A 26,537-nucleotide genomic window follows, 5' to 3' on the forward strand; every position below is an offset into this window, starting at 1 on the left:
GACGAAAACTCGCCAATCTCAACGCCGATTATCTCGAAAATCTCATCCGTCAAAAATCAACGTTAACCTGAAGCGATTCCCCTGGATGTCCGCATGCATCATCCACTGCCTGCCATCGCTGTCTCGTTGCCGCCAGCTATCTGGCCGCCGGCCTCTGACTGTGTTGGCGGGCATAGGCCACACAGGCATCCACCGTGCTGACACAAAGCGCGTCGCGGCTGTTCGGCAGATTGTTGTCGCCGGCATAGGCAACTTCGGCGACGCGGCCGTCGACCATTCGAATTTGCGTGTCGCAATAACCGCCTGGAGCGACATTGACGGAGCCGCCGACCGCCGGGATCGCACCGACCGCCAGGGTCGGGACGACAACGCTGAGATTGCCGCGCTGAACGACGCGCTTATAGGTCCAGATCTGGCTCGATCGGCCAGCGTCCGCGGTAGCGGTCGGAAACCCCGCGCACATCCGGACGTCGGCTTCGCTGAGGCCGACCATCTCCTTACGAGCCGCCGCCACCGTGGGGTCAACCTTGGCGATGCGCGACGTATCGTCGGGAATGACGCAGGAGGACTGGACACCGACGAAGAGAACAGGAAGTGCAAGCTTTCGAATATAGGAAAATGTCATACCGACTGTGGGATTTGCGTGGCGCCCGCCGCTCCTTTTACCTAGGCAAACAGGCGCTTGGATCAACCCGTGCAGCCTCACGAAAACGTGGCCACGGCTGCATCATGGCCGGCGGCCGGGAGCCTAACGCGCCATGGCGCAAGAAGCGGGAAGTGCGCCGGGGGCGGTGGTCGGAACCCGGATGCGAGTTGCAAGGGCCGCATCCAATGATCATCTGGTCAATGCCCTTGCAACTGCTTCCGCCGCCAGGCGGCAGGCGCATCGCCGGCCCGCTCACGAAAGAACCTTGAAAAATACGCCGGGTCGTCGAAGCCGATTTCGTAGGCGATGTCCTCGACCGTACGCACGGTGAACAGCAGCAGCCGCTTGGCCTCCAGCAGCCGCCGCTCGCTGACGACGCGCTTGACGCCGGTGCCCAGTACCGCGCGGGCAGCCTTGTCGAGGAGATGCGGCGTCGTGGCCAGCGCCTCGACGTAGCGGTCGACGGACCAGTTGTCGCGGAAATGCGCATCGACGAGCCGGCGCAGCTCCAGCGCCAGCGAAGCATCGGAAGAGGCTGCGGAGGCGGTCCCGCCGGGACTGAGGCGCGCGATGTGGGAGAGCGCGACGGCGATCAGCGCCGGCAGGACCCTGTCATTGCCGGCCTGCGCCTCGGCGTATTCGGCGGCGATCATCTCCAGCACCGCTGCCAGTCTCGTCCACGCCGCGTGTTGCGGCAGGCCGTCGGCAAAGACCGGCCGGTCCAGCGGCAGCAGGCTGTGACTGGCGATTGCCGCGAGCGCGTCGTCGGCGACCGAGACGACGATCGCGTCGGTGCCGGGCCCGATCGAGAAGCCATGCACGATCATGCTCGGCACGAAGCTGACGGCGGGCGCCGAAAAGTCCCAGGACCGGTCTTCGATGCGGTAGGTGCCGGAGCCGCTGGTCCAGTAGGTGATCTGGCCCATCTGCGGGTGCTTGTGCGCTGCGACCTGACCAAGATGGATATTGCTGCGGGCAAGAACCGTCTCGACATGCAGGAAACCCACATCGAGCGGCCGCACCGGCTCGCCATAGACGAAGAAATCGGGGATGGAACTCTGGCTCATGGCGCCGGAAAAAGTCCAATCGTTTTGCCGTTCCGTCCATAACCGATCCATGCACGGGGCGCTAGGGTTGCTCCTCAAGAGGAGGAGCATCATGCGGTCAGAAGATTTCCGTACCGACAAGGGGCGCCCGTTCACCGGGGCCGAGTATCTGGAGAGCCTGCGCGACGGCCGCGAGGTCTATATCAACGGCGAACGCATTGCCGACGTCACCACGCACCCTTCGATGCGCAATTCGGCGCGGTCGCTGGCGCGCCTCTACGACGCGCTGCATGACGCCAAGCGGGGGGACACGCTGACCTCGCCGACCGACACCGGCTCGGGCGGCTACACCCACAAGTATTTCCGCGCCGCCAAATCCTCGGCCGAGCTTGTCGCCCAGCAAACGGCGATCGCCGAGTGGTCGCGCATGTCCTATGGCTGGATGGGGCGCACGCCCGACTACAAGGCGGCTCTGATGAACACGCTCGGCGCCAATGCCGACTGGTACGGGCCGTTCAAGGACAACGCTCTGTCCTGGCACAGACGTGCGCAGGAAGCCGCACTGTTCATGAACCACGCCATCGTCAACCCGCCGATCGACCGCCACAAGCCGGCCGAACAGGTGAAGGACGTCTTCGTTCACATCACCAAAGAGACCGACGCCGGCATCTACGTGTCCGGCGCCAAAGTGGTGGCGACGTCCTCGGCGCTGACCCATTATAATTTCCTGGCGCAAGGGTCAGCGACGGTGACCGAGGATCCGTCGCTGTCGGTGATGTTCATCGTGCCGATGAATGCGCCGGGCATCAAGATGTTCTGCCGCGTCTCCTACGAGCAGACGGCCAACACGGTGGCGGCGCCCTTCGACTATCCGCTGTCGTCGCGCTTCGACGAGAACGACGCGATCCTGGTGCTCGACAATGTCTTCATCCCCTGGGAGGACGTGCTGGTGCTGCGCGACGCGCAAAAGATCCTGTCCTTCCATCCGGCGTCCGGCTTCATGCATGGCTATTGTTTTCAGGGCTGCACGCGTTTCGCCGTCAAGCTCGACTTCCTCGCCGGCCTGCTGGCGAAGGCGCTGCGCGCCACCGGCGGGGATGCCTTCCGCGGTAACCAGGCGGCACTGGGCGAGGTCATCGCGCTCAGGCACATGTTCTGGAGCTTTTCCAACGCCATGGCCTACAATCCGATCCCGTGGGCGAATGGCGCGGTGCTGCCCAATCTGGAGGCGGCGCTTGCCTACCGGACCTTCATGTCGGAAGCCTATCCGCGCGTCATCGACACCGTGCGCCGGGTGATCGCCTCGGGGCTGATCTACTTGCCGTCGTCGGTGCGCGACTTCAACAATCCCGAGATCGACAAATATCTGGCGCAATATGTGCGCGGTTCCAACGACATGGGCCACATCGAACGCATCAAGATCATGAAGCTGTTGTGGGACGCGACCGGCACCGAGTTCGGCGGCCGCCACGCACTCTACGAACTCAACTATGCCGGCGCGCCGGAAGAGGTGCGGCTGCAGGTGCTGAAGGGCGCCGAGCGCGGCGGCAGGCTGAAGGCGATGGAGGAACTGGTCGATACCTGCATGGCCGACTATGACGAGAACGGCTGGACGGGAGACACCTGGCACGATCCGCTTTCCTCCCCGGCCGGGTGAAATCAGATGGCCACGCAGATTTCGAAAACCGATTTCCGCGACGCCATGGCGAGGGTCTGCGCGCCGGTCAACATCGTCACCACCGACGGGCCGGCAGGACGCGGAGGCTTCACCGCCACCGCCATGTGCAGCGTTTCCGACGAGCCGCCGACGCTGCTGGTGTGCATGAACGGACGTTCGACACAGGCCGCCCTGTTCCTGTCCAACCGGCGCTTCTGCGTCAACGTGCTGACGCATGACCACATGCACCTGGCCGGAAAGTTCGCAGGCGCAACCAGGGACATGGAAGCACGCTACTCCGCGGCGCGGTGGCAGACGCTGACCTCCGGCACGCCGGCGCTGTCGGATGCGATCGTCAATTTCGATTGCGAGATCGAGGATGTGCATGTCGTCGGCACGCACAATGTCATGATCGGCCGCGTCATCGATGTCCGGCACGGCAGCGGCAGCTCGGCCCTGCTCTATGTCGATCGCAATTATACGCAGCCGACGCGGCTTGGCAGCTTTGGCGGGTGAGCGCAATTGACGGCATTGACAGAGGATGGAGGCGAAGCCTTCCTAACGTCGTCATCCACGGGCGAAGCAGGAGCGAAGCTCCGTCGCGGAGACCCGAGGATCCATGCCGCGACCACAGTCGTAGGGCGCAGCGGTGCAGAATTCTGAACCGTGGCGGCGCTCAGGAATCCCGGCATGGATCCTATGGTCTGCGCCGCGTCGCTTCGCTCCTTGCTCCGCCATAGGATGACGAATCGATGGGGTCTCGCCAATATCCGAGGCTATGTATAAGGCTCAGCTCTCGCCGTCGATCAGGCTCTCCAGCAGGTCGAGCAGCTGTTCCAGCCTGTCGTGGCCAAAGCGCTGTTCAATGTCGTCATAAATGACGCGACGCTCGGGCGAAAGCGCATCGATCAGAGCGGAGCCGGCCGGTGCGATGGTCAGCACGACGCGGCGACCGTCGCCTTCGGCCTTGTTGCGGGTGATGAATTTGCGTCCCTCGAGCGCCTTGATGATGCGCGTCAGGCTGGGCGGCAGCACCGAGGCGCGATCGGCAAGCTCCGTAGCCTCGACGGGACCGGCTTCGCTCAACACACGCAGCACACGCCATTGCTGTTCGGTCACGTCATGCGCCGCAAGCATCGGGCGAAACCGCGCCATCACCGCTTCGCGGGCATGAAGCAACGCCATCGGCAGGGAACGACGAGTGTTTTCAGGCAGCAAGAAGAACGTCCCATTATCGCGGTCATCAACGGGGACTTGGCCAGCATGGACCGCGCGCTAAACCCGACCTTTCCATCCCGTATCGTTGCGCCAGGCCCGATGCAAGACTTGACTTCGCCGACGCTGCATGTAATTAACGCGTTAACTACAACAAAGCGATAAGCCAGGGAAACGAAACGCCGTGCCTCACTTCTCCATCGAGTATTCGGCCAATCTCGATGCCGAGGTCGATATGGGCGAATTGTGCGCGCTGGTGTTGCGCACCGTGCTGAACACCGGGCTGTTCGAGATCGGCGCCGTGCGGGTGCGGGCCTTTCGCGCCGATGCATACGCGATTGCCGACAGGCTGCCGGAAAACGCCTTCCTCGACATGTCGTTTCGCATCGGAAGCGGGCGCAGCGCTGAAGACAAGAAGCGGACCGGCGATGCCGTCTTCGCGGCGGTGAGCGAATATCTGGCCGCGCTGTTCGAAACGCCGCATTTCGCCCTGTCGCTCGAGATCCGGGAAATCGACCCGGTGCAGAGCTGGAAGAAAAACGCAATCCACCCGCGACTGCGCGGCAAGTGACGGAACCCGATATGTCCGACCTGCAAGGCAATCTGAACAAGGCCGAGGCCTATCTGGCCCGCTTCAAGCGCGATGGCGTGTTGAACCAGATCGGCGGCGAAGCGGTGCCGGCACTCGACGGCGCGACATTCGAAACGCTGTCGCCGGTCGACCTGAAGCCGCTGGCACGCGTCGCGCGCGGCGGTGCCGCCGACATCGACCGCGCCGCCAAGGCGGCAAAGGCGGCGTTCCCGGCCTGGGCCGCCATGCCGGGTGAAGCGCGCAAGAAGCTGCTGCACAAAATCGCCGACGCGATCGAAGCGCGTGCCGAGGAAATCGCCTTCGTCGAATGCATGGACACCGGCCAGGCGCTGAAGTTCATGGCCAAGGCGGCGTTGCGGGGCGCCGAGAATTTCCGCTTCTTCGCAGACCGCGCGCCCGAGGCGCGCGACGGCGAGACGCTGCGGACATCCGGTCAGGTCAACATGACCACGCGGGTGCCGATCGGCCCGGTCGGCATCATCACGCCGTGGAACACGCCGTTCATGCTGTCGACCTGGAAGATCGCGCCGGCGCTGGCGGCCGGCTGCACCGTGGTTCATAAGCCGGCTGAATTCTCGCCGCTGACCGCCCGCCTGCTGGTCGAGATTGCCGAGGAGGCCGGCCTGCCGAAAGGCGTCTGGAACCTGGTCAACGGCCTGGGCGAAGATGCCGGCAAGGCGCTGACTGAACATCCCGACATCAAGGCGATCGGTTTTGTCGGCGAAAGCCGCACCGGCTCGATGATCATGAAACAGGGCGCCGACACGTTGAAGCGCGTGCATTTCGAGCTCGGCGGCAAAAACCCGGTGATCGTCTTTGCCGATGCCGATCTCGAGCGCGCCGCCGACGCCGCCGTTTTCATGATCTATTCGCTGAATGGCGAGCGCTGCACCTCGTCCTCGCGCCTGCTGGTCGAAGCTTCGGTCTATGAGAGCTTCATCGCCAAAGTCGCGGAGAGGGCGAAGCGCATCGTCGTCGGCCACCCGCTCGATCCGAAAACGGTGGTTGGGCCGCTGATCCATCCGGTGCATGAAAAGAAGGTGCTGTCCTATATCGACATCGGCAGGTCGGAAGGGGCTACGCTCGCTGTCGGCGGCGGCAAGGTCGATGGGCCGGGCGGCGGCTGCTATGTCGGCCCGACCCTGTTCACCAACGTCTCGAACGGCATGCGCATCGCGCAGGAGGAGATTTTCGGACCGGTGCTGAGCGCCATTCCATTTAGCGACGAAGCCGAGGCGCTGGCGCTGGCCAACGATACGCAATACGGCCTGACCGGTTATCTCTGGACCTCGGACGTGACCCGCGCCTTCCGTTTCACCGATGCGCTGGATGCCGGCATGATCTGGGTCAATTCGGAGAATGTGCGGCATTTGCCGACCCCATTCGGAGGCGTCAAGAATTCCGGCATCGGCCGCGACGGCGGCGATCACTCCTTCGATTTCTACATGGAGACGAAGAACATAGCCTTCGCGACGACGGCGCACGCGATCCAGAAACTCGGCGGCTGACCGGAGGAAATCAGATGCCTTTGCCCAAGCCCAATCTCTATCCCGCCTTCAACATAGTGCGCCTCAGCCATGTCGAGCTGGCGGTCACCGACCTCGCCAAATCCCGCGCCTTCTATGTCGACACGCTCGGCCTGCAGATCACCGACGAGACATCAGACACCATCTACCTCAGGGCGCTGGAGGAGCGCGGGCACCATTGCATCGTGCTGAAGAAGGCGGCAGCAGCCGAGGCGCGCGACCTTGGCTTCAAGGTCTTCTCGGACGAGGATCTGGACAAGGCCGAGCACTTCTTCAGGGGCAAGGGCCTGCCTGTGGAATGGGTCGAGCGACCTTACCAGTCGCGAACCTTCCGCACCCGTGATCCGCACGGCATTCCGCTCGAATTCTATGCCCAGATGGAACGATTGCCGCCGATCCATCAGAAATATGCTCTCTACAAGGGCGTGAAACCGCTGCGCATCGACCACTTCAACTGCTTCTCGCCCAATGTCGACGAGTCCGTCGCCTTCTACAGCGAACTCGGCTTCCGGGTGACCGAATACACCGAGGACGCTGCAACCGGAAAGCTGTGGGCAGCCTGGACGCATCGCAAGGGCGGCGTGCACGACATCGCCTTCACCAACGGCGTCGGGCCACGCCTGCATCACGTCGCCTTCTGGGTGCCGACGCCGCTCAACATCATCGACCTGCTCGACCTGATGGCGACGACCGGCTATCTGCCGAACATCGAACGCGGCCCCGGCCGGCATGGCATTTCCAACGCCTTCTTCCTTTATGTCAGAGATCCCGACAACCACCGCATCGAGATCTACTGTTCGGATTACCAGACGGTCGATCCAGACCTGGAGCCGATCAAGTGGGACCTCAAGGACCCGCAGCGCCAGACGCTGTGGGGCGCGCCGGCGCCGAAAAGCTGGTTCGAGGAGGGCAGTGTGTTTGCGGGCGCCAAGGCACGCCAGCCGGATTTGGCGGCATCGCCGATCATTGCGCCGTAAACCGGGATTTTAATCGATGACAGCGTTCCTTCGCGCCCCCCTCTGTCCTGCCGGACACCTCCCCCACGAGGGGGGAGATTGGATATCATCGCTGCCTTCGCCAATTTTCAATGCTGCAAGAAAAGCGCCGACCGCGCGGCCAGCCGATCTCCCCCCTCGTGGGGGAGATGTCCGGCAGGACAGAGGGGGGCGCCGTAGAGCTCCAACCTTGCCCGTAATCAGCGGTGGAGCCGCAACATGACCCCCTCACGGCTCGCCACCTTCACCGTCGGCGGCAAGGCGCGCTATGGCGCGATATCAGGCAAGGGCGTCGTCGACCTGTCGGCGCGCTACGGCCAGTGGCCGACGCTGCGCGAAGTGATCGAGGCCGGCGCCTTGAGGCGGCTGGCGGAAGAGGCCGAGGCCTTCGCCGCCGATTTTCCGCTCGACGCCATCGCCTACGAGATTCCCATTCCATCGCCGGAAAAGATCATCTGCGTCGGCGTCAACTATCCGGACCGCAACGAGGAGTACAAGGACGGCCAGGCGGCACCTTCGAATCCGTCGTTGTTCATCCGCTTCCCCCGCTCCTTCGTCGGCCATGGCGCTGCGCTGGTGCGGCCGCCGGAATCGCCACAGCTCGATTATGAAGGCGAGGTCGTCATCGTCATCGGCAAGGCCGGCCGGCGCATCGCGGAGACCGACGCGCTCGGCCACATCGCGGCACTGTCGCTGTGCAATGAGGGCACAATTCGCGACTGGGTGCGGCATGCCAAGTTCAACGTGACGCAAGGCAAGAATTTCGACCGCAGCGGCTCGATCGGCCCCTGGCTGGTGCCATTCACCGACGAGGCGCAGATCGCCGACATCGCACTCACTACACGCGTCAATGGCGAGGTCCGGCAGCAGGACCGCACCAGCCGGATGATCTTCCCGTTCCGCAAGATCATCAATTACATCTCGACCTTCACCACGCTGGTGCCGGGCGACGTCATCGTCACCGGCACGCCGACGGGTGCCGGCGCCCGCTTCGACCCGCCGATCTGGCTGACGCCTGGCGATGTGATCGAAGTAGAGGCCGACGGCATCGGCGTGCTGCAAAACGGCGTCGTCGACGAGGCAGCACAATGACCCCGGAACAGGTGGAAGACGCCGCGGCAAGACTGTTCGAGGCCGAGCGTTCGCGCCGCCAGATCCGCCTGCTCAGCCTCGATTTTCCCGAGGCGACGATGGAGGACGCCTATCGCGTGCAGGCGGCGCTGGTGACGCGCAAGATCGATGCCGGGCTAAAGCCGAAGGGCTGGAAGATCGGCCTGACCTCCAAGGCGATGCAATATGCGCTTGCAATCGACACACCGGATTCGGGAGTGCTGTTCGACGACATGTTCTTCAGTGACGGCGCAACGGTGCCTGCCGGCCGTTTCATCCAGCCACGGGTCGAGGCCGAGATTGCTTTCGTCATGAAGGCGCCGCTGAAGGGTCCCGGCGTGACGATCTTCGACGTGCTCAACGCCACCGACTACATCACCCCGGCGCTCGAAATCCTCGACACGCGCATCGAGCGCGTCAATGCCGAGACGAAGAAGGTGCGCAGCTTCTTCGACACGATATCAGACAATGCCGCCAATGCCGGCATCGTCATCGGCGGCCGCCCGCAACGGCTTGATGAAGCCGACATGCGCTGGATCGGCGCCATCGTCTCGCGCAATGCCGAAGTCGAGGAAACCGGGCTCGGCGCCGGCGTGCTCAACCATCCGGCGATGGGCGTTGCCTGGCTGGCCGACAGGCTCGCCCGCTACGACATGTCGATCGCGGCCGGCGAGGTGGTGCTGTCGGGATCGTTCGTGCGCCCGGTCGAGGCGCGGCCCGGCGACACCATCGTTGCCGATTTCGGCAGTTCGGGAACCGTCAGCATTCACTTCGCGAAGGGATGACGGCCACCGGCTGGACCTGTCGTCGCTATCCGCCGCGCAGATAGGCAATCACCACATCGGCAGCGATCGCCGACATGCGCATGCCGACATCCCTGGTGATGTCGCCCTCGATGCGGCTCTGCACCCAGCCGAGGAAGGCGAAGGCGCGCAAGGCCGAAAACAGCGGCAGCGCGGCGATGTCCTGCGCCGTCAGCGCCCGCTCTCGCCGATAGCCGTCGAGCAGAGCGGCCTCGATCAACGGATAGATCGCCTCCTCGCGGTTCTGGTATAGCGCGACCGCAAGGTCATACATGTGCCAGCCATAGCCGCAATCGTCGAAGTCGATGATGCGGATCGCGCCGTCATGGACGAGCACATTCTCGCGCACCAGATCGGCGTGAATGATGCCGAAATTACGGGCGCTGCGTTCATGATCCGACAGCGCCTTCACGGCCTTTTCCCGTGCCTGGAAAACCAATTCGCGGCGGGGACCGTCGAGGAAGGGCGAGGTCTCGAAACGGCCCCAGGTCGGGTTGGCGCCGAAGAAGCCGTCAAAGTCCCAGGCATGACGGGCAAAGCCGGCGGGCGGCGTCCAGGCTGCTGTGACATTGTGCATGTGGGCGATGGTTCGCCCGATCTCGGTAAAGACCTGTCTTGCCTGCTCAGGCGTATAGTCCAGCGGCACGCCTCGCGCCCCTACGGCGCGGCCTTCCAACCAGCTCAGGCAATCGGCTTGCCGGGGTTGGGCCGAAGCGTTCGCGCTGACAAGCACGAACAGATCGCCGGCCGGCGTGGCGACCGGAGACGGCGTGGCGATCCCGGCTGATTGCAGAAAACCCATCCATTGCAGTTCCGAGCGCAGGGCGGCATCTGTGTGATAACCAAGCCGATGAATGCGCATGGCGGCCGGCTGGCCATCGGGCAAGCGGATGCGGAAGACCGCGTTCTCGCGGAATTTCAGCAGCTCCGGCTCGCCCTCATGAACGCCCCAATATTCGAGCGCACGCCTGGCAAGCGCCGTGACATCGGCTTCTGTCTCGGGCTCGGATTGCGTGGAAACAGCGTTCACGCCGACACTCCGCCGACTTCGCCAAGCACCTCGTCGAGCACGCCGATCAGGAAGGCGGCATTGTCGCGCGAGAACGGCATCGGCGGGCGGATCTTGAGCACATTGCCATGGATGCCGGTCTTGCCCATCAGCACGCCGCGATGGCGCATCCGGTTGGCGACCTGCTCGGCAATGTCGGGTGCCGGCTCGCGCGTCTCGCGGTCATGAACCAGCTCGGCGCCGAAGAACAATCCAGCGCCCCTGACCTCGCCGATGCATTCATGCCGGTCGGCCAAGGGGCGCAGCAGGCCGAGGGCATAGGCGCCGACGTCGCATGCGTTGGGGAGGAGATCTTCCTGCTCGATGACATCGAGAACGGCATTGGCCACCGCACAGGAGACCGCATTGCCGCCAAAGGTGTTGAAGTAGCGGAAGGCGTTGCGGAAGGTTGCCAATATCTCCCTTGATGTGACCACGGCGGCGACCGGATGGCCATTGCCCATCGGCTTGCCCATGGTGACGATGTCAGGAACGAAGCCGGCGCGCTGATGGCCCCAGAAATGGCTGCCGGTGCGGCCGAAGCCGGGCTGCACCTCGTCGGCGATGACCAGGCCGCCGGCTTGGCGCACCGCCGCAACGGCGTCGTCGAAGAAGCCGTTGGGAAGCGCCGGGAAGCCTTCATTGGCGAGCAGTGGACACAGGATCATGCCCGACAAGCCGATGCCGTCCTGCTCCAGCGAGGCAACCGCTTCGCGCACCGCGTCGCCAAAGGCCTTGCCGTTGGCCATCGCATCCGGGTGGCGATAGCTGTCCGGCGCCGGCACCAGCCTGATATGGCGGGCGCGGCCGCCGACCGGCGGCATGCGGGTGCTGAGCTGCGAAACCGCCGTCGTGTTGCCGTGGTAGGTGGCGTCGGTGGCAATGATGCCCATCTGGCCTGATGTCGCCTGCGCCATGCGCAGCGCGATGTCGTTGGCCTCGCTGCCGGTGCAAGTCAGGATGGCTGTGGACAGTCTGGCATCGAAGGTCGCGGTCAGCCGCTCGACATAGTCGAGGATGGCGGTGTGCAGGTAGCGCGTGTGGGTGTTGAGCAGGCTTGCCTGCCGGCACAAGGCCTCGACCACATGCGGGTGGCAGTGGCCGACATGGGCAACATTGTTGTAGGCGTCGAGATATCTGCGACCGTCGGCATCGTAGAGCCAGACTCCTTCGCCGCGCACCAGATGCACGGGCTCGTTATAGAACAATTGCGATTTTGCGCCGAGCAGTCGGGAACGCCGGCTAACCAGCGCTTCCTCGGCTATTTTTTCCTGCGATCTAACCATTTGCGTATCGAAACCCCGTTGTGTCAGCTAACCGTCAGACCTTCGACAGGCCCGCGTCCAGCGCCTCGCCGATCTTCGCGACATCGGCGGCGCTGATGATGAGCGGCGGCGACAGGATGATGGCGTTGCCGGAGACACGCAGCATGACGCCGGCTTCGTAGGCCGCCTCCGAAACCAAGGCCATGGTGTTCTTGTCGGCGGGCTTTTTCGTCGCTCGGTCCGAGACCAATTCCAGCGCCGCCATCAGGCCCTTGTAGCGGACGTCGCCGACGATGGCGTGTTTCGCCTTCAGCCCTTCCAGCACAGCCGCCAGTTCGATACCCCGCGCAGCCGCGTTCTCGTTCAGGCGCAAGCGCTTGGTTTCGGCAAGGGCAGCCAGCCCCGCCGCGCAGCCGACCGGGTGACCGGAATAGGTATAGCCGTGACCGATCGCACCGAAGCTCGTTTTATCCGCCTCGAAGACGTCGGCCACCTTGGCGCCAATCAGTGTGGCGCCGAGCGGGAAGTAGCCCGAGGTGATCGCCTTGGCGATGGTCATGAAATCCGGCTTCACGCCGGACAGCCGCGAGCCCGACCATGCACCGGTGCGGCCGAAGCCCGTCACCACCTCGTCGGCGATCAAAAGAATCTCGTGGCGGTCGCAGATTTCGCGCACCAGCGGCATGAAGGTTTCGTGCGGAACGATGACACCGCCGGCGCCGAGAACCGGCTCCATGATGAAAGCGGCGATGGTGTCGCCGCCCTGGAAGGCGATCTCGTCCTCCAGCGCCCTGGCGCACAGTCTTGCCAGCCGCGCCGGATCGGTCTCGTCGAAGGGGTTCCGGAAGGTCCAGGGTGCGGGAATGTGGAAGACGCCGGGCAGCAGCGGCTCGTAGTTGCGACGGAAATTGGCGTTGCCGTTGACCGAGGCGCCGCCGAAATGCGTGCCGTGATAGCCCTTCTTCAGGGCAAGGAATTTGGTGCGGTCGGCCTGGCCGCGGATCTTCCAATATTGCCTGGCCAGCCGCAGTGCCGTTTCGACCGAATCCGAGCCGCCCGAGGTGAAGAAGGTCCGCACCATGCCTTCAGGTTCGAACCATTCAGCGAGTTCGTAGGCGAGCTCTATCGACGGCCCAGTCGAGGTGCCGCGAAAGCCGGAATAGTAAGGCAGCACGCCAAGCTGGTCGGCGATCGCCTTCTTGATCGGGTCGCAGCTGTAACCGAGATTCACGTTCCACAAGCCGCCGACGGCATCGAGCACGATGTTGCCGGCGATGTCGGTGACCATGACGCCCTCGCCTTTCATGATCACCTTTGGCGGGTTGGCCCGCATCTCGGCCGGGTGCGCCATCGGATGCCAGATCGGCTTGGCGTTCGTCTCGGTGAGGAAATTGATATCGCGCATGGCAGGCTCCGCAGTGGTCTCAGAGGACGAGGTCGAAATGGCCGAGGGCTTCGGCATAGGAAAGTGCTGGCCGGGCAACGTCGAAATGAACCGTGCGCATGCCGGCGGCGCGACCTCCGTCGACATTGCGCTGCTGGTCGTCGACGAAGACGCAAGCACCGGCAGGCAGACCGAGCGCCTCGGTGACGAAGCCATAGGCGCGCGGGTCGGGCTTGAGGATACCGGTGTAGCTGGCGTCGACGACTGTGTCGAACAGGTCGAGCAACGGCAGGCGTCGGCGGAAGTCGGCGCCGTAGAACAGGTCGAGCTCGTTGGACAGGATCGCCAGGCGAAAACCGGCCGCGTGGACGGCGCGGATGGCGCGGTCGGCCTCTGGCCGCACCACCTTTTCCGGCTCGGCACCCCGCGCGCGCTGGACGAAGGTCTCCATCGCCTGCCAGTCCTCGCCGACGAGCCTGCCGACCTCGCTCGTCCGCGTGCGCCAGTAGTCGCGCTCGCTGATCTCGTCGGCCTGCATCGAACGCCACAGCGGATCGCTGTCGGGATCGAACGGCCCGCGCCATTGCAGCGTCCCCGGCGCGAGGCCGAGCGCCTGTTCGGTCAAGGCATGCGTCTCGAACAGCGTGCGGGTGACGACGCCGCCGAAATCGAGGACCAGCGCCTGGGCCGCAACACCGCTCACGCGGCCACCCCCTTCACCGGAATGCCGCGCGGGATGATGCCTTCCTCGACCCAGCGGTCGAAGATCTCGAGCGCCTTGACCACGAAGTCATCGCTGTTGATGTGGGCGTCGATCTCGTGGAACTCGACGTCGGCGGGAATGGCCCTGCGCATCTCATCAGCGAAGGCGGCGAGAGCTTCGGGCTCGTAAAGCGGCTCGCCCTGCACGTCCCATTCCTGGATACCGCCGGATGGCAGGATGAAGGCTGAGCGCCCTTTCGAGGCGCCGAGCTTGGCGGCAATGGTCCTGGCGACCTGACGGCGATCGTCGGCATCGACAGTGACCGAGCCGATAAGCCTGTTGTGGGCATGGAACGGTCGTTGCGAGAATTTAGCCGGCAAATCCTGCCAGGTCGGCAGGTCGACCATATCGACTGCGCCAGGGGCGGCGATCTGGGGAATGCCGCGGGCGCCGGCATTCTCCAGCCGGTCGGCACCGGAGCTGACGACAGAACCGGCGAGATGGTTGGTGATTTCCTGCAGGCTGAAGTCGAAGACGGCGCAGAAATGCCCTTGTCCTGCAATCGATTCGAAGGCGCGGCCGCCCATTCCGGTGGTATGGAACACGGCCACGTCATAGCCGCGCCGCTCAAGCGCTGGTTTCAGTGTCTTCATGTAGCGCAGGCAGCTGCTGCCGAGCGAGGTCATGCCGATGGTCGGCCCCGTAGCCTGCGCCGCGGCGCGCGACGCAAGAACGATCCTGGCCGCCCCGACGACCGCACCGCAGGCCTGCGACAGGACCAGCTTGCAGATGCTGTTGAGACCGTACAGCCCACCCGCCCAGAGGATCATCATCAGGTCGGGGGCGACACGCTCGGGCGGGATGAGGTGCGAATAGGCGATGGTCGAGACGACGAATTTCGGTACGCCGAGCGGCAGGCAAAGCGCCACGTCGAGCGCCAGATCGGTTCCCATCGATCCGCCGATGGCGATGAAGGCGTCGATTTCGCCGCTTTGGTGAAGCTTGCGCGCCAGCTGCACGGCGCCGCCGGCCATCAGCGTCATGGCGGTGTTCTCGTCGCCGCTCGAGACGATCTCCGATATCGTCACATCCACCGCGCGGGCAACGGCGTGCTTGTCGTGATCCGGGCTGTAGGGCGGGTCGCCCAGCACGCTGACATCCATCATCACGGCGCTGCCACCCGATGCCTCGATGCACTCTCTCATCAACTTGAGTTCGTCGGCCTTGGTGTCACCCGTGCCGATGACCAGGATACGGGGCGCCGTTGCCGTGTCTGCAGACATCAGGCCTGCCTCCTCAGTGTTTGCAGGTTTTCGCCATTGAGGCGCATCGAAATCTCCCGTGCCGCGGTCATGACTGCAAGCCCTCGCTCCGCGATGTCAGCCGCATTTGTCCTGGCCTTTGGAGCGGCCACCGCGATCGTGCCGAGTGCAAACCCATCCGCCGCACGGATTGCCGCCGCGACGCTGATGACGCCCTCTTCAAAACCCTGATCGCAGATCGAGTAGCCGCGATCGCGCGTCTCGCTAATGGATCTGGAAATGTCGGCCGGCTCGATCAGCGTATGCGCGGTGAAGGCATTGAGCGAACCCGTCAGGCATGCCCTGACGGTTTCGGCTCGGGCGAAGGCCAGATAGGCGATGCCAGAGGCGGTCGAATGCAAGGGGAGAAGCTGGCCGATATCGACATTGACCCGGTTTGACCGCGCGGGATGTTCGACATGGACGGTGACCAGCGTCTCGACGCCGAATTCCGATAGATGCACGGTCTCGGCCGTCGAGCTTGCGAGGTCGCGCACGAGGGGGACCGCTGTCTGCAGGAAGGGGAAGCGCGCCTCGCGAATGCGCGCCAGCCGCGACAGGCCGGCGCCGAGGCGATAATGCCGCGTGCCGGCATCCTGCTCGACGAAACCATGGCCGGTCAGGGACATCAGCAGCCGCCGCGTCGTTGCCTTGTCGAAGCCCGAGCGGCGCGCCAGTTCGGACAGTCCGAGTTCGGGCTCGTCGACGGTGAACAGCTCCAGAAGTGAAATCGCCTTGCCGACGGTGCCCAACTCAGCCTCCAAACTTCTGCAATCATTTAACGTGTGAATTAACTTGACAGGAAGTCGCTTTGTTTGCAAGTCTATATTCAAAATAAGGGTTCAAATAATGAACCGATATCCAGAGCGCGTGGGACAGGCCGATCGGCCATCAACAGGAGGGACCAATGTCAGCAGTTGCGGAACAGGCGCCGGCCAACAGGCTGCGTAAGAACAGTCTTGGCGTCGGCGCCATCACCTTCATGGTGATTTCGGCGGCAGCCCCGCTCACGGCAGTCGCCGGCGGCACGCCGCTCGGCATGCTGATGGGCAATGGCGCCGGCTTTGCCGGCACTTATCTCATCGTCACCATCCTGCTGCTGTTGTTCGCGGTCGGCTATGTGACGATGTCGCGTCATGTCGGCAATGCCGGCGCTTTCTATGCCTATGCGGCACGCGGGCTTGGCGGCCTGGCCGGCGGCGCCACGGCGCTGATCGCCATCCTGTCCTACAACGCCATGCAGATCGGCGTCATGGGCTTGCTGGGTGCGGCCACATCAGGCCTGTTCGCCGGCTGGGGCATCAACCTGCCCTGGTGGGTGTGGAGTTTCATCGCCATCGCGCTGGTCGCCGTGCTCGGCTACCGCCAGGTCGATCTGTCGGCCAAGATCCTGACGGTGCTGGTGTTGTGCGAATATCTGGTGGTGCTGGTCCTCGACATCGCCATCCTCAAGACCGGTGGCGATAGCGGCCTGTCGGCGGCACCGTTCAGCTGGCACCAGATCACATCAGGCGCGCCGGCCATCGCCATCCTGTTCTGCTTTGCCGCCTTCATCGGCTTCGAGGCGACGACCATCTATGCCGAGGAAGCCCGTGAGCCCGAAGTCACGGTTCCGCGCGCCACCTATTTCTCCGTCCTGCTGATCGGCGTCTTCTATATGCTTACGGCATGGCTGATGGCGGTCGGCGCCGGCGTTGACAAGCTGCTGCCGACGCTGCAGGGGCTGCAGGATCCGACGACCTTCCTGTTCGGCCTCTCCGACCGCTACGCCGGAACGGTGCTGTCGCAGGCGATGAGCATCCTGTTCGTGTCGAGCCTGTTTGCCGGCGTGCTGGCGTTCCACAATGCGGTTGCCCGCTACATCTATGTCTCGGGCCGCGAGAAGCTGTTGCCGCAGACGATAGGCGTGACGCATTCGGTGCACCAGAGCCCGCATGTCGCCTCGGTCATCCAGAGCGTACTCGCCGCAATCGTCGTCGGGCTGTTCGCGGTGCTAGGCCTCGATCCGGTGCTGGCGCTGTTTTCGTGGCTGACCAATGTCGCGACGCTCGGCGTCATCGTGATGATGGCGGTAGCCTCGCTTGCCGTGGTGATGTTCTTCCGTGCCAATCCGGCCCAGGAGAACGCGCTGAAGACCACCATCCTGCCCGGGCTGACCTTCATTGCTTTCGTCATCATCATCTACCTGATCGTCATCAATTTCGGCAGCCTGTCGGGAGCCGGCGGCTTCCTCGGCGTATTCCTGCCAGGACTGGTGCTGATCGCCGCGGTGGTCGGCCTGCTGCTGGCCAGTGCCTTGAAGAGCCGCGATCCCAAAGCCTTCGAAAATCTCGGCCAGCCGCTGAAGGATTGACGGAAGCAGAGGAGGGGCGGTTAAGCCGCCCTCCTCACCGCAAAGGAGTGGCGGCCTTGAGCTTTGCCGAGAATATCACCGTCGAGGCCTTGGAAGCCGATCCCTACCCGATCTATGCCGAGCTCAGGCGCAGCGCGCCAGTCGCCTTCGTGCCGGCGGTCAATCTGTGGTTCGTCACCCGCTGGAAGGATGTCGAGAGCGTCGCCAAGTCTCCCGACATCTTCTCCGCCGTCGTCGGTTCGTCGCCGGTCGAGCGCTCCTTCGGCAAGCCGACCATCCTGACCACCGATGGCGAGACGCACAAGCAATTGCGACAGGGCGTCGATCCTAAATACCGGCCGCGCACCGTCGCCGCCTATGCCGGCGACCTCGTGCGGTCGATCGCCGAACCTTTTCTCGACCAAATTGCGGAGCGCGGTTCGGCCGAGCTGATGGCCGATTATTTCGAGCCGGTGTCGACGCTCAGCCTGGCGCGCTCGCTGGGCCTTGCCGACATCGACATGCTGACGCTGCGCCGCTGGTTCTATGGCCTCGCCCAAGGCGCCATCAATTTCGAGAACGACCCGAAGCGGCAGCAAATCGCCGATGCGATCAGCGCCGAGGTCGGGAACGCCATCTTGCCGACGCTGGAGAGGCTTGCGCGTGCGCCTGACGACTCCGCGCTGTCGCATATGCTGCATGACGGCATGCCGGACGGCACGACACGGCCGATCGACTTCCTGATGCCGAGCATCAAGGTCATCCTGCTTGGCGGTATGCAGGAGCCCGGACATGGCGCCGGTTCGATCCTCGCCGGCCTGCTGGCGCATCCCGGGCAGTTGCGGCAGGTGCTGGACAATCCCGAGACCTTCGTGCCCAAGGCTGTCGACGAGGGCTTGCGCTGGGTGGCGCCGATCGGCACGCAGACGCGGCAGACGACGCGGGCGGTCGAGCTTGGCGGCGTGACGATCCCGGCAGGAGCCGCCGTCGCGGCACTTGTCTCCTCGGCAAGCCGCGACGAGAGCCGCTTTGCCGATCCCGACCGCTTCGACATCAACCGCGACGAAGGCAACCATGCCGCCTTCGGCTTCGGCCATCATTTCTGTTCGGGCCGGTTTTTCGCACGCGAGCAGATGTGCCTTGCGGTAAGGCTGCTGCTCCTGCGCTTCCCCGATCTCAGCCTGGTGCCGGGCCAGGAACCGGTGTTTCGCGGCTGGGAGTTCCGGGCGCCAACCACATTGCATGTTTCCCTGGGAGTCCGTCGCCAATGATCAGTCAGAATGCCATCGACACGCTGCGCAAGACGGAGATCGGCGCGCGGGGCTTGTTCATCGATGGCGCACAGACCGAGGCAACAAGTAGCGCCTCTCTGCCGGTGACGTCGCCGATCGACGGCCGGCCCTTTGCCAGCATCGCCGACGGCAATGCCGCCGACATCGACCGTGCCGTCAAGTCGGCGCGCAAGGCGTTCGAGAAGGGTTCGTGGTCGCGCGCAGCACCCGCCTTCCGCAAAAAGGTGCTGACGAGGTTTGCCGAACTGGTCGAACAGCATGCCGATGAACTCGCCGTGCTCGGTGTGCGCGACAACGGCACCGAGATCGGCATGGCCTACAAGGCCGAACCGCTCTCCGCGGCGGGCACCATCCGCTACTACGCCGAGGCGATCGACAAGATCTATGGCGAGATCGCGCCGACGGCCGACAATGTGCTCGGGCTGATCCACAAGGAGCCGCTCGGCGTCGTCGGCGTCATCGTGCCATGGAATTTTCCGCTGATGATCGGCGCCTGGAAGATCGCGCCGGCGCTGGCCGCCGGCAATTGCGTGGTGGTCAAGCCGCCGGAGATTGCTTCGCTGACGCTGCTTCGGCTGGCGGAGCTGGCCAGCGAGGCGGGGCTTCCCGCCGGCGTCCTCAATGTCGTCACCGGCCGTGGCGCGGTCACCGGCGAGGCGCTCGGGCTGCATATGGATGTCGACGCCATCGCCTTCACCGGTTCGGGGCCGGTCGGCCGGCGGCTGCTCGAATACTCCGCGCGGTCCAATCTGAAGCGCGTCTTCCTCGAACTCGGCGGCAAGTCGCCCAACCTCGTGTTTGCCGACGCCCCGGACCTGAAGCAGGCGGCGATCGTCTCGGCCAACGGCATCTTCCGCAACTCCGGCCAGGTCTGCGTCGCCGGCTCACGCCTTCTGGTCCAGGCGGCCGTCTATGATCGTTTCATGGACGAACTGCTGTTGGCAACCACGCGGCTGAAAGTCGGCGATCCGCTCGACCTCGCCAGCGACGTCGGCGCGGTGTCCAGCGCCGAACAATTGGAGAAGAATCTCCGCTTCGTCGTCAAGGCCACCGAGGAAGGTGCCCATCTGGTCACCGGCGGCGAACGCATCCTGACAGAGACCGGCGGCAGCTACATGGCGCCGACCATATTCGAGAACGTCACGCACGACATGCAGCTTGCGCGCGAGGAGGTGTTCGGGCCGGTGCTCGGCGTCATGCGCTTCGAGACCGAGGAGGAGGCCGTGCGGCTTGCCAATTCGACCGTCTACGGGCTTGCCTCGGCGGTGTGGACCGCCAACCTTTCCACCGCGCACCGCATGGTGCGGGCCATCAATGCCGGCGTCGTCCACGTCAACACCTATGGCGGCGCCGACATCACCGTGCCGCTCGGTGGCGTCAAGCAGTCCGGCTTCGGCCGCGACAAGTCGCTGCACGCGCTGGAGAAATATTTGGAGCTCAAGACCGCGTGGATCGCGCTTTGAGACCGACCGCAGCGCTGATCTCCTTCCGAATCTGACCTTCTCACCGAGATGCCCGGGATCGCCTTGCATCCGGCTGCGGTCCGCCGAGCGCCGGTCTTGTTCTCTCTTCGTTGAAATTTTTGAGAGAATATTCCCGGCTTTGACGAGAACGGCGAAACACGTTCTTTGATATAATCGATAGAATTTCTGACGATGTAACCAAGGCTAGGCAGTCGGCTTGGCCGCATGACTTCACAACCGCAGAGATCAATCATGACCGACTTCAAAGACACTTTGCCATCTTCCCTTTGGTCACCCCTCAACCGGCGCAGTGGCCTTGCTCTGCTGTTTGCCTCGGCCGTCGCGATCGGCAGCCTGATGGCGCCCAATGCGTCGTTCGCCGAAGACAAGAAGGCGATCAAGGTCGGCATCATCAGCGGCGAGGATGAGGATGTCTGGCGCGTCGTCGTCGCCCAGGCGGCCGAAAAGGGCCTCGCCATCGAGACCGTGGTGTTCAACGACTATACCCAGCCCAACGAGGCGCTGGAGCGGGGCGAGATCGACGCCAACGCCTTCCAGCACCAGCCCTATCTCGACAACCAGATCAAGACGCAAGGCTATCACATCGTCCGCGTCGGCTACACCGGCGTCTGGCCGATCGGCCTCTACTCGAAGAAGTACACCAAGGTCGCCGACCTGCCCGAGGGCGCGGTCATCGGCGTGCCGAATGACCCGTCCAACGAAGGCCGGGCGCTGCGCGTGCTGCAGAACGAGGGCGTGATCAAACTGAAGGACGGCACCGGCATTCTGGCCACCACCGCCGACATCGCCGAGAATGCGAAGAAGGTGGTGATCAAGGAACTCGACGCCGGCATCGTCGGCCGCTCGGTAGAGGATCTCGACGCCGCCGTGGTCAACACTGACTGGGCGCTGAAAAGCGGCCTGACGCCGGAAAACCGGATCGCACAGGAGCCCATTGCCGACAACCCCTACCGCAACTTCATCGCGGTGAAGGCCGGCAATGAAAACGAGGCCTGGGTGAAGACGCTGGTGGCCTCCTATCAGAACGAGGCTGTGAAGGCCGAGTTCGACAAGGTCTACAAGGGCACCGGCCTCAGCGCCTATTGATCCGATCCTCGGCCGGAAGCCCGGTTCGAGAGCAACAGCGGTCCGCGCCCAGGCGCGGGCCGCGATTGCGTTTTCGAGAACAGGAACATTCATGAACCAGCATATCACGGCATCCGGGGAGACCGCCGATCCGACCCATGCCCGGCCCGGTGCGTCTCAGGACGTCGTGCGCCTTGTCGATCTGAAGCGCCGCTTCGGTGTGACGGCGGCGCTCGACGGCATCTCGCTGACCGTGCGCAAGGGCGAGATCCTCGGCATCATCGGCCGCAGCGGCGCCGGCAAATCGACGCTGATCCGCTGCCTGAACGGGTTGGAGCGGCCAGATTCCGGCGAGGTGTTCATCGAAGGCCGCGAGATCAGCCGGCTCGGCGAGCGCGACCTGCAGCCGCTGCGGCGGCGCATCGGCATGATCTTCCAGCATTTCAACCTGCTGTCGGCCAAGACGGTCGAGGACAATGTGGCGCTGCCGCTGAAGATCGAAGGGCGTCCCAAAGCCGAACGACTGGCACGCGCCGCCGAACTGCTCGATCTCGTCGGCCTGTCCGAGAAAGCAAAAGCCTATCCGGCGTCGCTGTCGGGCGGCCAGAAGCAGCGTGTCGGCATCGCCCGGGCGCTCGCCGCACGGCCAGCGCTGCTGCTGTCGGACGAGGCGACCTCGGCACTCGACCCGGAGACGACGCGGTCGATCCTCGCGCTGCTCAAGGATATCAACCGGCAGCTCGGCCTGACCATCCTGCTGATCACCCACGAGATGGAGGTGATCCGCTCGATCGCCGACCGCGTGGCGGTGATCGATGCCGGGCGCATCGTCGAGGAAGGCCCGGTCTGGTCGGTGTTCGCCGACCCGCGCTCGGACGTCACCAGAAGCCTGCTTGGCGCCATCAGGCCGCAACTGCCGGCCGAGCTGACAGCCCGGCTGCTGCCCGCGGCCGGCGCCGAGACGATCCTGCGCGTCGACGTGGCTGGCGAGGCGGCAAGCGGCCCGCTGCTGTCCGATCTTGCCACTGCTGTTCCAGGCTCTTTCCGCCTCGTCCATGGCGGCATCGACCATATCCAGCAGCAGCCCGTCGGCACACTGTTCCTTTCTGTTCCCGGCAGCGATGCAACCCATCTCGCCGAAATCATCACATTCCTGAAGGCCCGCCAGGCGCGGGTGGAGGTGCTTGGCCATGTCGCCAGTCCTGTTTGAGCTTCTGCTGCGTTCGATCTGGGAAACCGTGCTGATGACCGCCGCCTCCGGCTTCATCTCACTGGTGTTCGGCCTGCCGCTCGGGCTCGCATTGATCGCCACCGAACGCGGCGGCATTGCCGAGAGCCTATGGGTGAACCGGGCGCTCGGCGCCGTCATCAACGGCTTCCGCTCGGTGCCTTTCATCATCCTTCTGGTGGCACTGATCCCGGTGACGCGACTGATCGTCGGCACCTCGATCGGCACATGGGCGGCGATCGTGCCGCTGTCGATCGCAGCCACGCCCTACTATGCGCGCATCGCCGAAGTGTCGCTGCGCGAGGTCGACCACGGCCTGATCGAGGCGGCGCGCGCCATGGGCGGCAACCGCTGGACGATCATCCGCGAGGTGCTGGTGCCCGAAGCCCTGCCCGGCATCGTCGCCGGCTTCACGGTCACGCTGGTGACGCTGATCGGCGCGTCGGCCATGGCCGGCGCCATCGGCGCCGGCGGCCTCGGCGACCTCGCCATCCGCTATGGCTACCAGCGCTTTGAGACCTCGGTGATGATCGCCGTGGTGATCGTGCTGATCATCCTGGTCTGCGGCATCCAGTGGGTAGGGGATCGTCTGGTGGCGAGGCTGGACCGGAGGGGGTGAGCCCGCTAATTAGGCTCGGACAGGATGGGGGCGAGGCCCCACGACTTCGTCATCCACGGGCGAAGCAGGAGCGAAGCGACGTCGCGGAGACCCGAGGATCCATGCCGCGACCTTAGTCGTGGAACGCAGCCGAGCAGAATTCTGCACCGTGGTGACGCGTTGGAGTCGCGGCATGGATCCTCGGGTCTGCGCTGCGTCGCTACGCTCCTTGCTTCGCCCGTGGATGACGAAGCGATGAGCGCGTTTTAGCTAATCGCGAAGGTCCGCGGCCCGCCGGCCAAGCGTCTAGCCGCGCAACCTAACCCCCTCCGGATCGAAGAACGGGATCTGCGCCACGACCGCGCGTGTCGGCCTGCCATCGATGTCGATGCTGAGTTCTGTGCCGAGGGCAGCAAAGGGCAGCCGCAGATGCGCCGTGGCCAGCACCTTCCCGAGGGAATAACCGTGGTCACTGTAGGTGACCACACCGGCGTCCTCGCCATCGGCCAGGACCCTGGCGTCGGTCGCGGCCGGCCTGTCACCGTCGAGGATCAGCCCGACCCATTGCTCGTCAAGGCCCTTGTCGCGGACCTTGAGCAGCGCTTCGCGGCCGACGAAATCGCCCTTGTCGAACTTGATCCAGCGGTCGAGGCCGACATGGAACGGCGTGCGCCTCTCGTCCATGTCGATGCCATGCGCCGGATAGGCCTTTTCCAGCCCGAGCGTGAACATCGCCAGCACGCCGTAAGGCTTCAGGCCAAAGTCACGACCGGTACGCATCAGTGCCTCCCAGACGGAGGCTGCCTCGTCGGCCGGTATGAACAGTTCGAAGCCAAGTTCGCCGGTGACGCCGGTGCGCGAGATCAGCACCCGCGTGCCGTTGATATGGCCTGACGTGAACGACCAGCGCTTCAACCCATCCAGATCTGCATCCGCAACCAGCGCCTTCAGCAGATTGCGCGAGCGCGGTCCCTGGATGGTCGGGAAAGCGATGGCAGCTGTGATGTCAGTGACATAGGCCTTGCGCCTGCGCAAGATGCAACAGCCAGGGCAGCATCTTGAGGCGGTTGACGGAGCCGGTGACCAGCATGAAATGCTCCGGCGCCAGCCGGAACACGGTGAGGTCATCCATGATGCCACCATCCTCGCGGCAGACGGTGGAGTAGCGGACCTGGCCCGGCTTCATCGCCGCGGCGTCATTGACGATGACATGGTTGACCAGCGCCTCGGCATCCGGCCCCTTGATGTCCATCTTGCCCATCGTGCTGAGATCCTGCACGCCGACATTTCTGCGGGTGTTCAGGTGCTCGTCAGCAATGCCGGAGTAATATTTGGCCGAGATGAAATCGCCGCCGACCCGACCCATGGTCGCGCCCAGTCCGACGATGCTGCTATAGAAGGGGGAGCGCCGCTCAGCCAACGAAGTCTCCATTGTTTGCCGACGGGAAAAATACGAGCTTTTGCATCGTCAGCAGAGACGGAAACGACATGCCTTGGCGGTGCATCAGCCGGCGCGCTGCTTGTCCGTCGCTTTCCGGGCGATGGCGAGTTCGCCTGCCGACAAGACCACCCCAAATTTTTCGCTGGCTTCCTCTGGCGTGTAATAGCCCAACGCCACGTCGCGCAGCACCAGATCGGGATCGCGCTCACGCGGATCGCCATAGCCGCCGCCGCCCGGCGTGCCGACGCATACGCGATCTCCCGCCTTCAGCGCAATATCCTGCTCCTTGGAGAGGTGCGGCGGAACATGTTCCTCGCCGTTGCGGAAAACGGTCACTGTGTTGACCGCGCCGTCCTTGCCGCCGAGCGCGCCTTGCGGGCCGAAACGGCCGTGGTCCATGACGAAGGAGGCGCGGGCATCGCCGCGCAGGATCTCGACCTCATAGGCGAGGCCAAAACCGCCGCGATGCTTGCCTGCGCCGCCGGATCCCTGACGCAAAGCGTAGCGGCGGTAAAGCACCGGGAATGCCTGTTCCATGATCTCGACCGGCGGCGACTTGGAAATGCCGATGGTCGAGCAGCCATTTGTCAGCCCATCATGGCCTGAATTGCCGCCGTAGCCGCCGCCGGAGATCTGGTACATGACGTAGTCGCGGCCCCGCGCCGGATCGTTGCCGCCGAGCGCGAAATTGCCGCTGGAGCCGGCCGGAGCCGCCGTCACCTTGTCCGGCACTGCTTGCACCATGGCCGCGAACACCGCCTCGGCGATGCGCTGCGACACTTCGGCGGCGCAGCCCGAGACGGGGCGCGGGTATTTCGCGTCGAGGAAAGTGCCTTCCGGCCGTTTGACGATCAGCGGCTCAAACGCGCCAGCGCTGATCGGCACATCCGGGAAAATGTGACGCATGGCCAGATACACGGACGACAAAGTGGTCGCCAGCACGCTGTTCATCGGTCCGGCGCAGGGTTTTGACGAGCCTGTGAAGTCGAAGGTCAGCGTGTCGCCCTGTTTCTCGACGGCGAGCGCAATGGTCAACGGCTCGTTGATCACCCCATCGGAATCGACAAACGCCTTGGAATGGTAAGTGCCGTCGGGAATGGCTGAGATGTTGGCGCGCATCTGCTCCGCGGCGCGGCGGCGCAGTTCGGCGATCGCCTCGACAACAGTTTCGTCGCCGTAACGATCTAGGATTCCGTTGAGCCGGTCCTGGCCGATCAGCAATGCGGCCGCCTGGGCCCGGATATCGCCGATGCGCTGGTCGGCGACACGGATGTTGGAACAGATGATGGCGTAGATCTCTGGGTCGAGCACGCCCTTCTTGAACAGTTTGACCGGCGGCAGCCGCAGCCCTTCCTGCTCGACAGCCGTTGCCGATGCGGAAAACCCGCCCGGCACAGAACCGCCGATATCCGGCCAGTGGCCGGTGTTGGACAGCCAGCAGAATATCTTGCCGTCCCGGTAGACCGGCATGGCAAAGCGCACATCCATCAGATGCGTGCCGCCGAGATAGGGATCGTTGACGATGTAGATGTCGCCCGACTCCGGGGCCAAGCAGCGGCCGTCGGCGATCATTTCGATCACCGTTTTGGTCGAATACTGCATGACGCCGACGAACACCGGCAAGCCCTGGCTGCCTTGCGCTATCAGCGAGCCATCGACGGCCGAATAAATGCCATCGGAGCGGTCGTTGGCCTCGGCGATCACAGGCGAGAAGGCGGCGCGCGAAAAGGTCAGGTCCATCTCGTCGCAGACCTGCTGCAACGCTGCCTGGAGGACCGAAAGGGTGATGGCGTCGAGTTTTGCCAT

At 64.2% G+C, this 26,537-nt stretch carries 25 protein-coding genes; 13 read left to right on the plus strand and 12 right to left on the minus strand.

Annotated features, from left to right (window positions below; translation table 11 throughout):
* Positions 1–136: 136 nt before the first annotated feature.
* Both NKI73_RS27195 and NKI73_RS27200 read right to left on the minus strand, forming a co-directional pair.
* Positions 137–625 (minus strand): hypothetical protein, encoded by a 489-nt coding sequence (locus tag NKI73_RS27195; protein WP_352634238.1) that lies wholly within the window; start codon positions 623–625, stop codon positions 137–139.
* Positions 626–843: 218 nt separating this feature from the next.
* Entirely contained in the window at positions 844–1,713 is an 870-nt protein-coding gene (locus NKI73_RS27200) for a helix-turn-helix domain-containing protein (protein ID WP_352634240.1), read from the minus strand.
* 91 nt (positions 1,714–1,804) lie between these two features.
* Here NKI73_RS27200 and NKI73_RS27205 point away from each other — a divergent pair, with 91 nt between their 5' ends.
* Together NKI73_RS27205 and NKI73_RS27210 are read left to right on the plus strand one after the other, a co-directional pair.
* Entirely contained in the window at positions 1,805–3,349 is a 1,545-nt protein-coding gene (locus NKI73_RS27205; protein ID WP_352634241.1) for a 4-hydroxyphenylacetate 3-hydroxylase N-terminal domain-containing protein, read from the plus strand.
* Positions 3,350–3,355: 6 nt separating this feature from the next.
* The gene (locus tag NKI73_RS27210; protein ID WP_352634243.1) at positions 3,356–3,865 is read left to right on the plus strand and encodes a flavin reductase; all 510 of its coding nucleotides are present in this window, start codon (positions 3,356–3,358) and stop codon (positions 3,863–3,865) included.
* 273 nt (positions 3,866–4,138) lie between these two features.
* Here NKI73_RS27210 and hpaR read toward each other — a convergent pair whose 3' ends face one another.
* The gene (hpaR, locus tag NKI73_RS27215) at positions 4,139–4,534 is read right to left on the minus strand and encodes a homoprotocatechuate degradation operon regulator HpaR (protein ID WP_352634315.1); all 396 of its coding nucleotides are present in this window, start codon (positions 4,532–4,534) and stop codon (positions 4,139–4,141) included.
* 214 nt (positions 4,535–4,748) lie between these two features.
* On the opposite strand from hpaR, the gene NKI73_RS27220 reads away from it, so the two are divergent.
* The 5 genes from NKI73_RS27220 (at position 4,749) to hpaH (ending at position 9,572) form a co-directional block, all read left to right on the plus strand.
* The gene (locus NKI73_RS27220; RefSeq protein ID WP_352634245.1) at positions 4,749–5,135 is read left to right on the plus strand and encodes a 5-carboxymethyl-2-hydroxymuconate Delta-isomerase; all 387 of its coding nucleotides are present in this window, start codon (positions 4,749–4,751) and stop codon (positions 5,133–5,135) included.
* An 11-nt stretch (positions 5,136–5,146) separates the two neighbouring features.
* Complete coding sequence (gene hpaE, locus NKI73_RS27225) at positions 5,147–6,664, plus strand: 5-carboxymethyl-2-hydroxymuconate semialdehyde dehydrogenase (RefSeq protein WP_352634247.1); 1,518 nt, start codon at positions 5,147–5,149, stop codon at positions 6,662–6,664.
* Between the two features lie 14 nt (positions 6,665–6,678).
* On the plus strand, positions 6,679–7,659 hold the full coding sequence (gene hpaD / locus NKI73_RS27230) for a 3,4-dihydroxyphenylacetate 2,3-dioxygenase (RefSeq protein ID WP_352634249.1): 981 nt from the start codon (positions 6,679–6,681) through the stop codon (positions 7,657–7,659).
* A 237-nt stretch (positions 7,660–7,896) separates the two neighbouring features.
* On the plus strand, positions 7,897–8,769 hold the full coding sequence (locus tag NKI73_RS27235) for a fumarylacetoacetate hydrolase family protein (protein ID WP_352634251.1): 873 nt from the start codon (positions 7,897–7,899) through the stop codon (positions 8,767–8,769).
* Positions 8,766–9,572, plus strand: a complete 807-nt coding sequence (gene hpaH / locus NKI73_RS27240) for a 2-oxo-hept-4-ene-1,7-dioate hydratase (RefSeq protein WP_352634252.1) — start codon at positions 8,766–8,768, stop codon at positions 9,570–9,572. Before NKI73_RS27235 ends, hpaH begins: the two co-directional genes overlap by 4 nt.
* Positions 9,573–9,597: 25 nt before the next feature.
* On the opposite strand, the gene NKI73_RS27245 is transcribed toward hpaH, so the two are convergent.
* From NKI73_RS27245 to NKI73_RS27270, 6 genes are read right to left on the minus strand one after another with little or no spacing between them, the layout of a single operon-like run.
* Complete coding sequence (locus tag NKI73_RS27245) at positions 9,598–10,620, minus strand: phosphotransferase enzyme family protein (RefSeq protein ID WP_352634254.1); 1,023 nt, start codon at positions 10,618–10,620, stop codon at positions 9,598–9,600.
* Positions 10,617–11,924, minus strand: a complete 1,308-nt coding sequence (locus tag NKI73_RS27250) for an aminotransferase class III-fold pyridoxal phosphate-dependent enzyme (RefSeq protein ID WP_352634256.1) — start codon at positions 11,922–11,924, stop codon at positions 10,617–10,619. The genes NKI73_RS27245 and NKI73_RS27250 overlap by 4 nt, the downstream gene beginning before the upstream one ends.
* A gap of 34 nt (positions 11,925–11,958) precedes the next feature.
* Positions 11,959–13,308, minus strand: coding sequence for an aminotransferase class III-fold pyridoxal phosphate-dependent enzyme (locus NKI73_RS27255; protein ID WP_352634257.1), 1,350 nt, complete (start codon positions 13,306–13,308; stop codon positions 11,959–11,961).
* Positions 13,309–13,327: 19 nt separating this feature from the next.
* Positions 13,328–13,990 (minus strand): HAD family hydrolase, encoded by a 663-nt coding sequence (locus tag NKI73_RS27260; RefSeq protein ID WP_352634259.1) that lies wholly within the window; start codon positions 13,988–13,990, stop codon positions 13,328–13,330.
* The gene (locus NKI73_RS27265; RefSeq protein ID WP_352634261.1) at positions 13,987–15,273 is read right to left on the minus strand and encodes a Tm-1-like ATP-binding domain-containing protein; all 1,287 of its coding nucleotides are present in this window, start codon (positions 15,271–15,273) and stop codon (positions 13,987–13,989) included. The genes NKI73_RS27260 and NKI73_RS27265 overlap by 4 nt, the downstream gene beginning before the upstream one ends.
* Positions 15,273–16,043 carry an IclR family transcriptional regulator gene (locus NKI73_RS27270; protein ID WP_352634262.1) on the minus strand — a complete coding sequence of 257 codons (771 nt, stop codon included), beginning with the start codon at positions 16,041–16,043 and terminating at the stop codon, positions 15,273–15,275. The genes NKI73_RS27265 and NKI73_RS27270 overlap by 1 nt, the downstream gene beginning before the upstream one ends.
* Positions 16,044–16,198: 155 nt before the next feature.
* Here NKI73_RS27270 and NKI73_RS27275 point away from each other — a divergent pair, with 155 nt between their 5' ends.
* From NKI73_RS27275 to NKI73_RS27300, 6 genes are all read left to right on the plus strand, one after another.
* A complete protein-coding gene (locus NKI73_RS27275) occupies positions 16,199–17,644 on the plus strand; it encodes an APC family permease (RefSeq protein WP_352634264.1) in 1,446 nt (481 codons plus the stop codon).
* 47 nt (positions 17,645–17,691) lie between these two features.
* Positions 17,692–18,894, plus strand: coding sequence for a cytochrome P450 (locus NKI73_RS27280; protein ID WP_352634266.1), 1,203 nt, complete (start codon positions 17,692–17,694; stop codon positions 18,892–18,894).
* Complete coding sequence (locus tag NKI73_RS27285; RefSeq protein WP_352634268.1) at positions 18,891–20,378, plus strand: aldehyde dehydrogenase; 1,488 nt, start codon at positions 18,891–18,893, stop codon at positions 20,376–20,378. Before NKI73_RS27280 ends, NKI73_RS27285 begins: the two co-directional genes overlap by 4 nt.
* A gap of 252 nt (positions 20,379–20,630) precedes the next feature.
* Positions 20,631–21,485, plus strand: coding sequence for a MetQ/NlpA family lipoprotein (locus NKI73_RS27290; RefSeq protein WP_352634270.1), 855 nt, complete (start codon positions 20,631–20,633; stop codon positions 21,483–21,485).
* 91 nt (positions 21,486–21,576) lie between these two features.
* Positions 21,577–22,674, plus strand: a complete 1,098-nt coding sequence (locus tag NKI73_RS27295) for a methionine ABC transporter ATP-binding protein (protein ID WP_352634272.1) — start codon at positions 21,577–21,579, stop codon at positions 22,672–22,674.
* Positions 22,655–23,311, plus strand: a complete 657-nt coding sequence (locus tag NKI73_RS27300; protein ID WP_352634274.1) for a methionine ABC transporter permease — start codon at positions 22,655–22,657, stop codon at positions 23,309–23,311. Before NKI73_RS27295 ends, NKI73_RS27300 begins: the two co-directional genes overlap by 20 nt.
* A 285-nt stretch (positions 23,312–23,596) precedes the next feature.
* Here the strand turns inward: NKI73_RS27300 and NKI73_RS27305 are convergent, their stop codons facing one another.
* The 3 genes from NKI73_RS27305 to NKI73_RS27315 all read right to left on the minus strand — a co-directional run bounded on the left by NKI73_RS27305 (position 23,597) and on the right by NKI73_RS27315 (position 26,537).
* Positions 23,597–24,325, minus strand: coding sequence for an aminomethyl transferase family protein (locus NKI73_RS27305; RefSeq protein WP_352634275.1), 729 nt, complete (start codon positions 24,323–24,325; stop codon positions 23,597–23,599).
* Positions 24,297–24,710 carry a hypothetical protein gene (locus tag NKI73_RS27310; RefSeq protein WP_352634277.1) on the minus strand — a complete coding sequence of 138 codons (414 nt, stop codon included), beginning with the start codon at positions 24,708–24,710 and terminating at the stop codon, positions 24,297–24,299. The genes NKI73_RS27305 and NKI73_RS27310 overlap by 29 nt, the downstream gene beginning before the upstream one ends.
* An 84-nt stretch (positions 24,711–24,794) precedes the next feature.
* Positions 24,795–26,537: a hydantoinase B/oxoprolinase family protein gene (locus tag NKI73_RS27315; protein WP_352634279.1), complete on the minus strand. Its 1,743-nt coding sequence runs from the start codon at positions 26,535–26,537 to the stop codon at positions 24,795–24,797.

Origin of the sequence: Mesorhizobium sp. M0496 (assembly GCF_040321205.1) — a bacterium.
Taxonomy (GTDB): Bacteria; Pseudomonadota; Alphaproteobacteria; order Rhizobiales; family Rhizobiaceae; genus Mesorhizobium.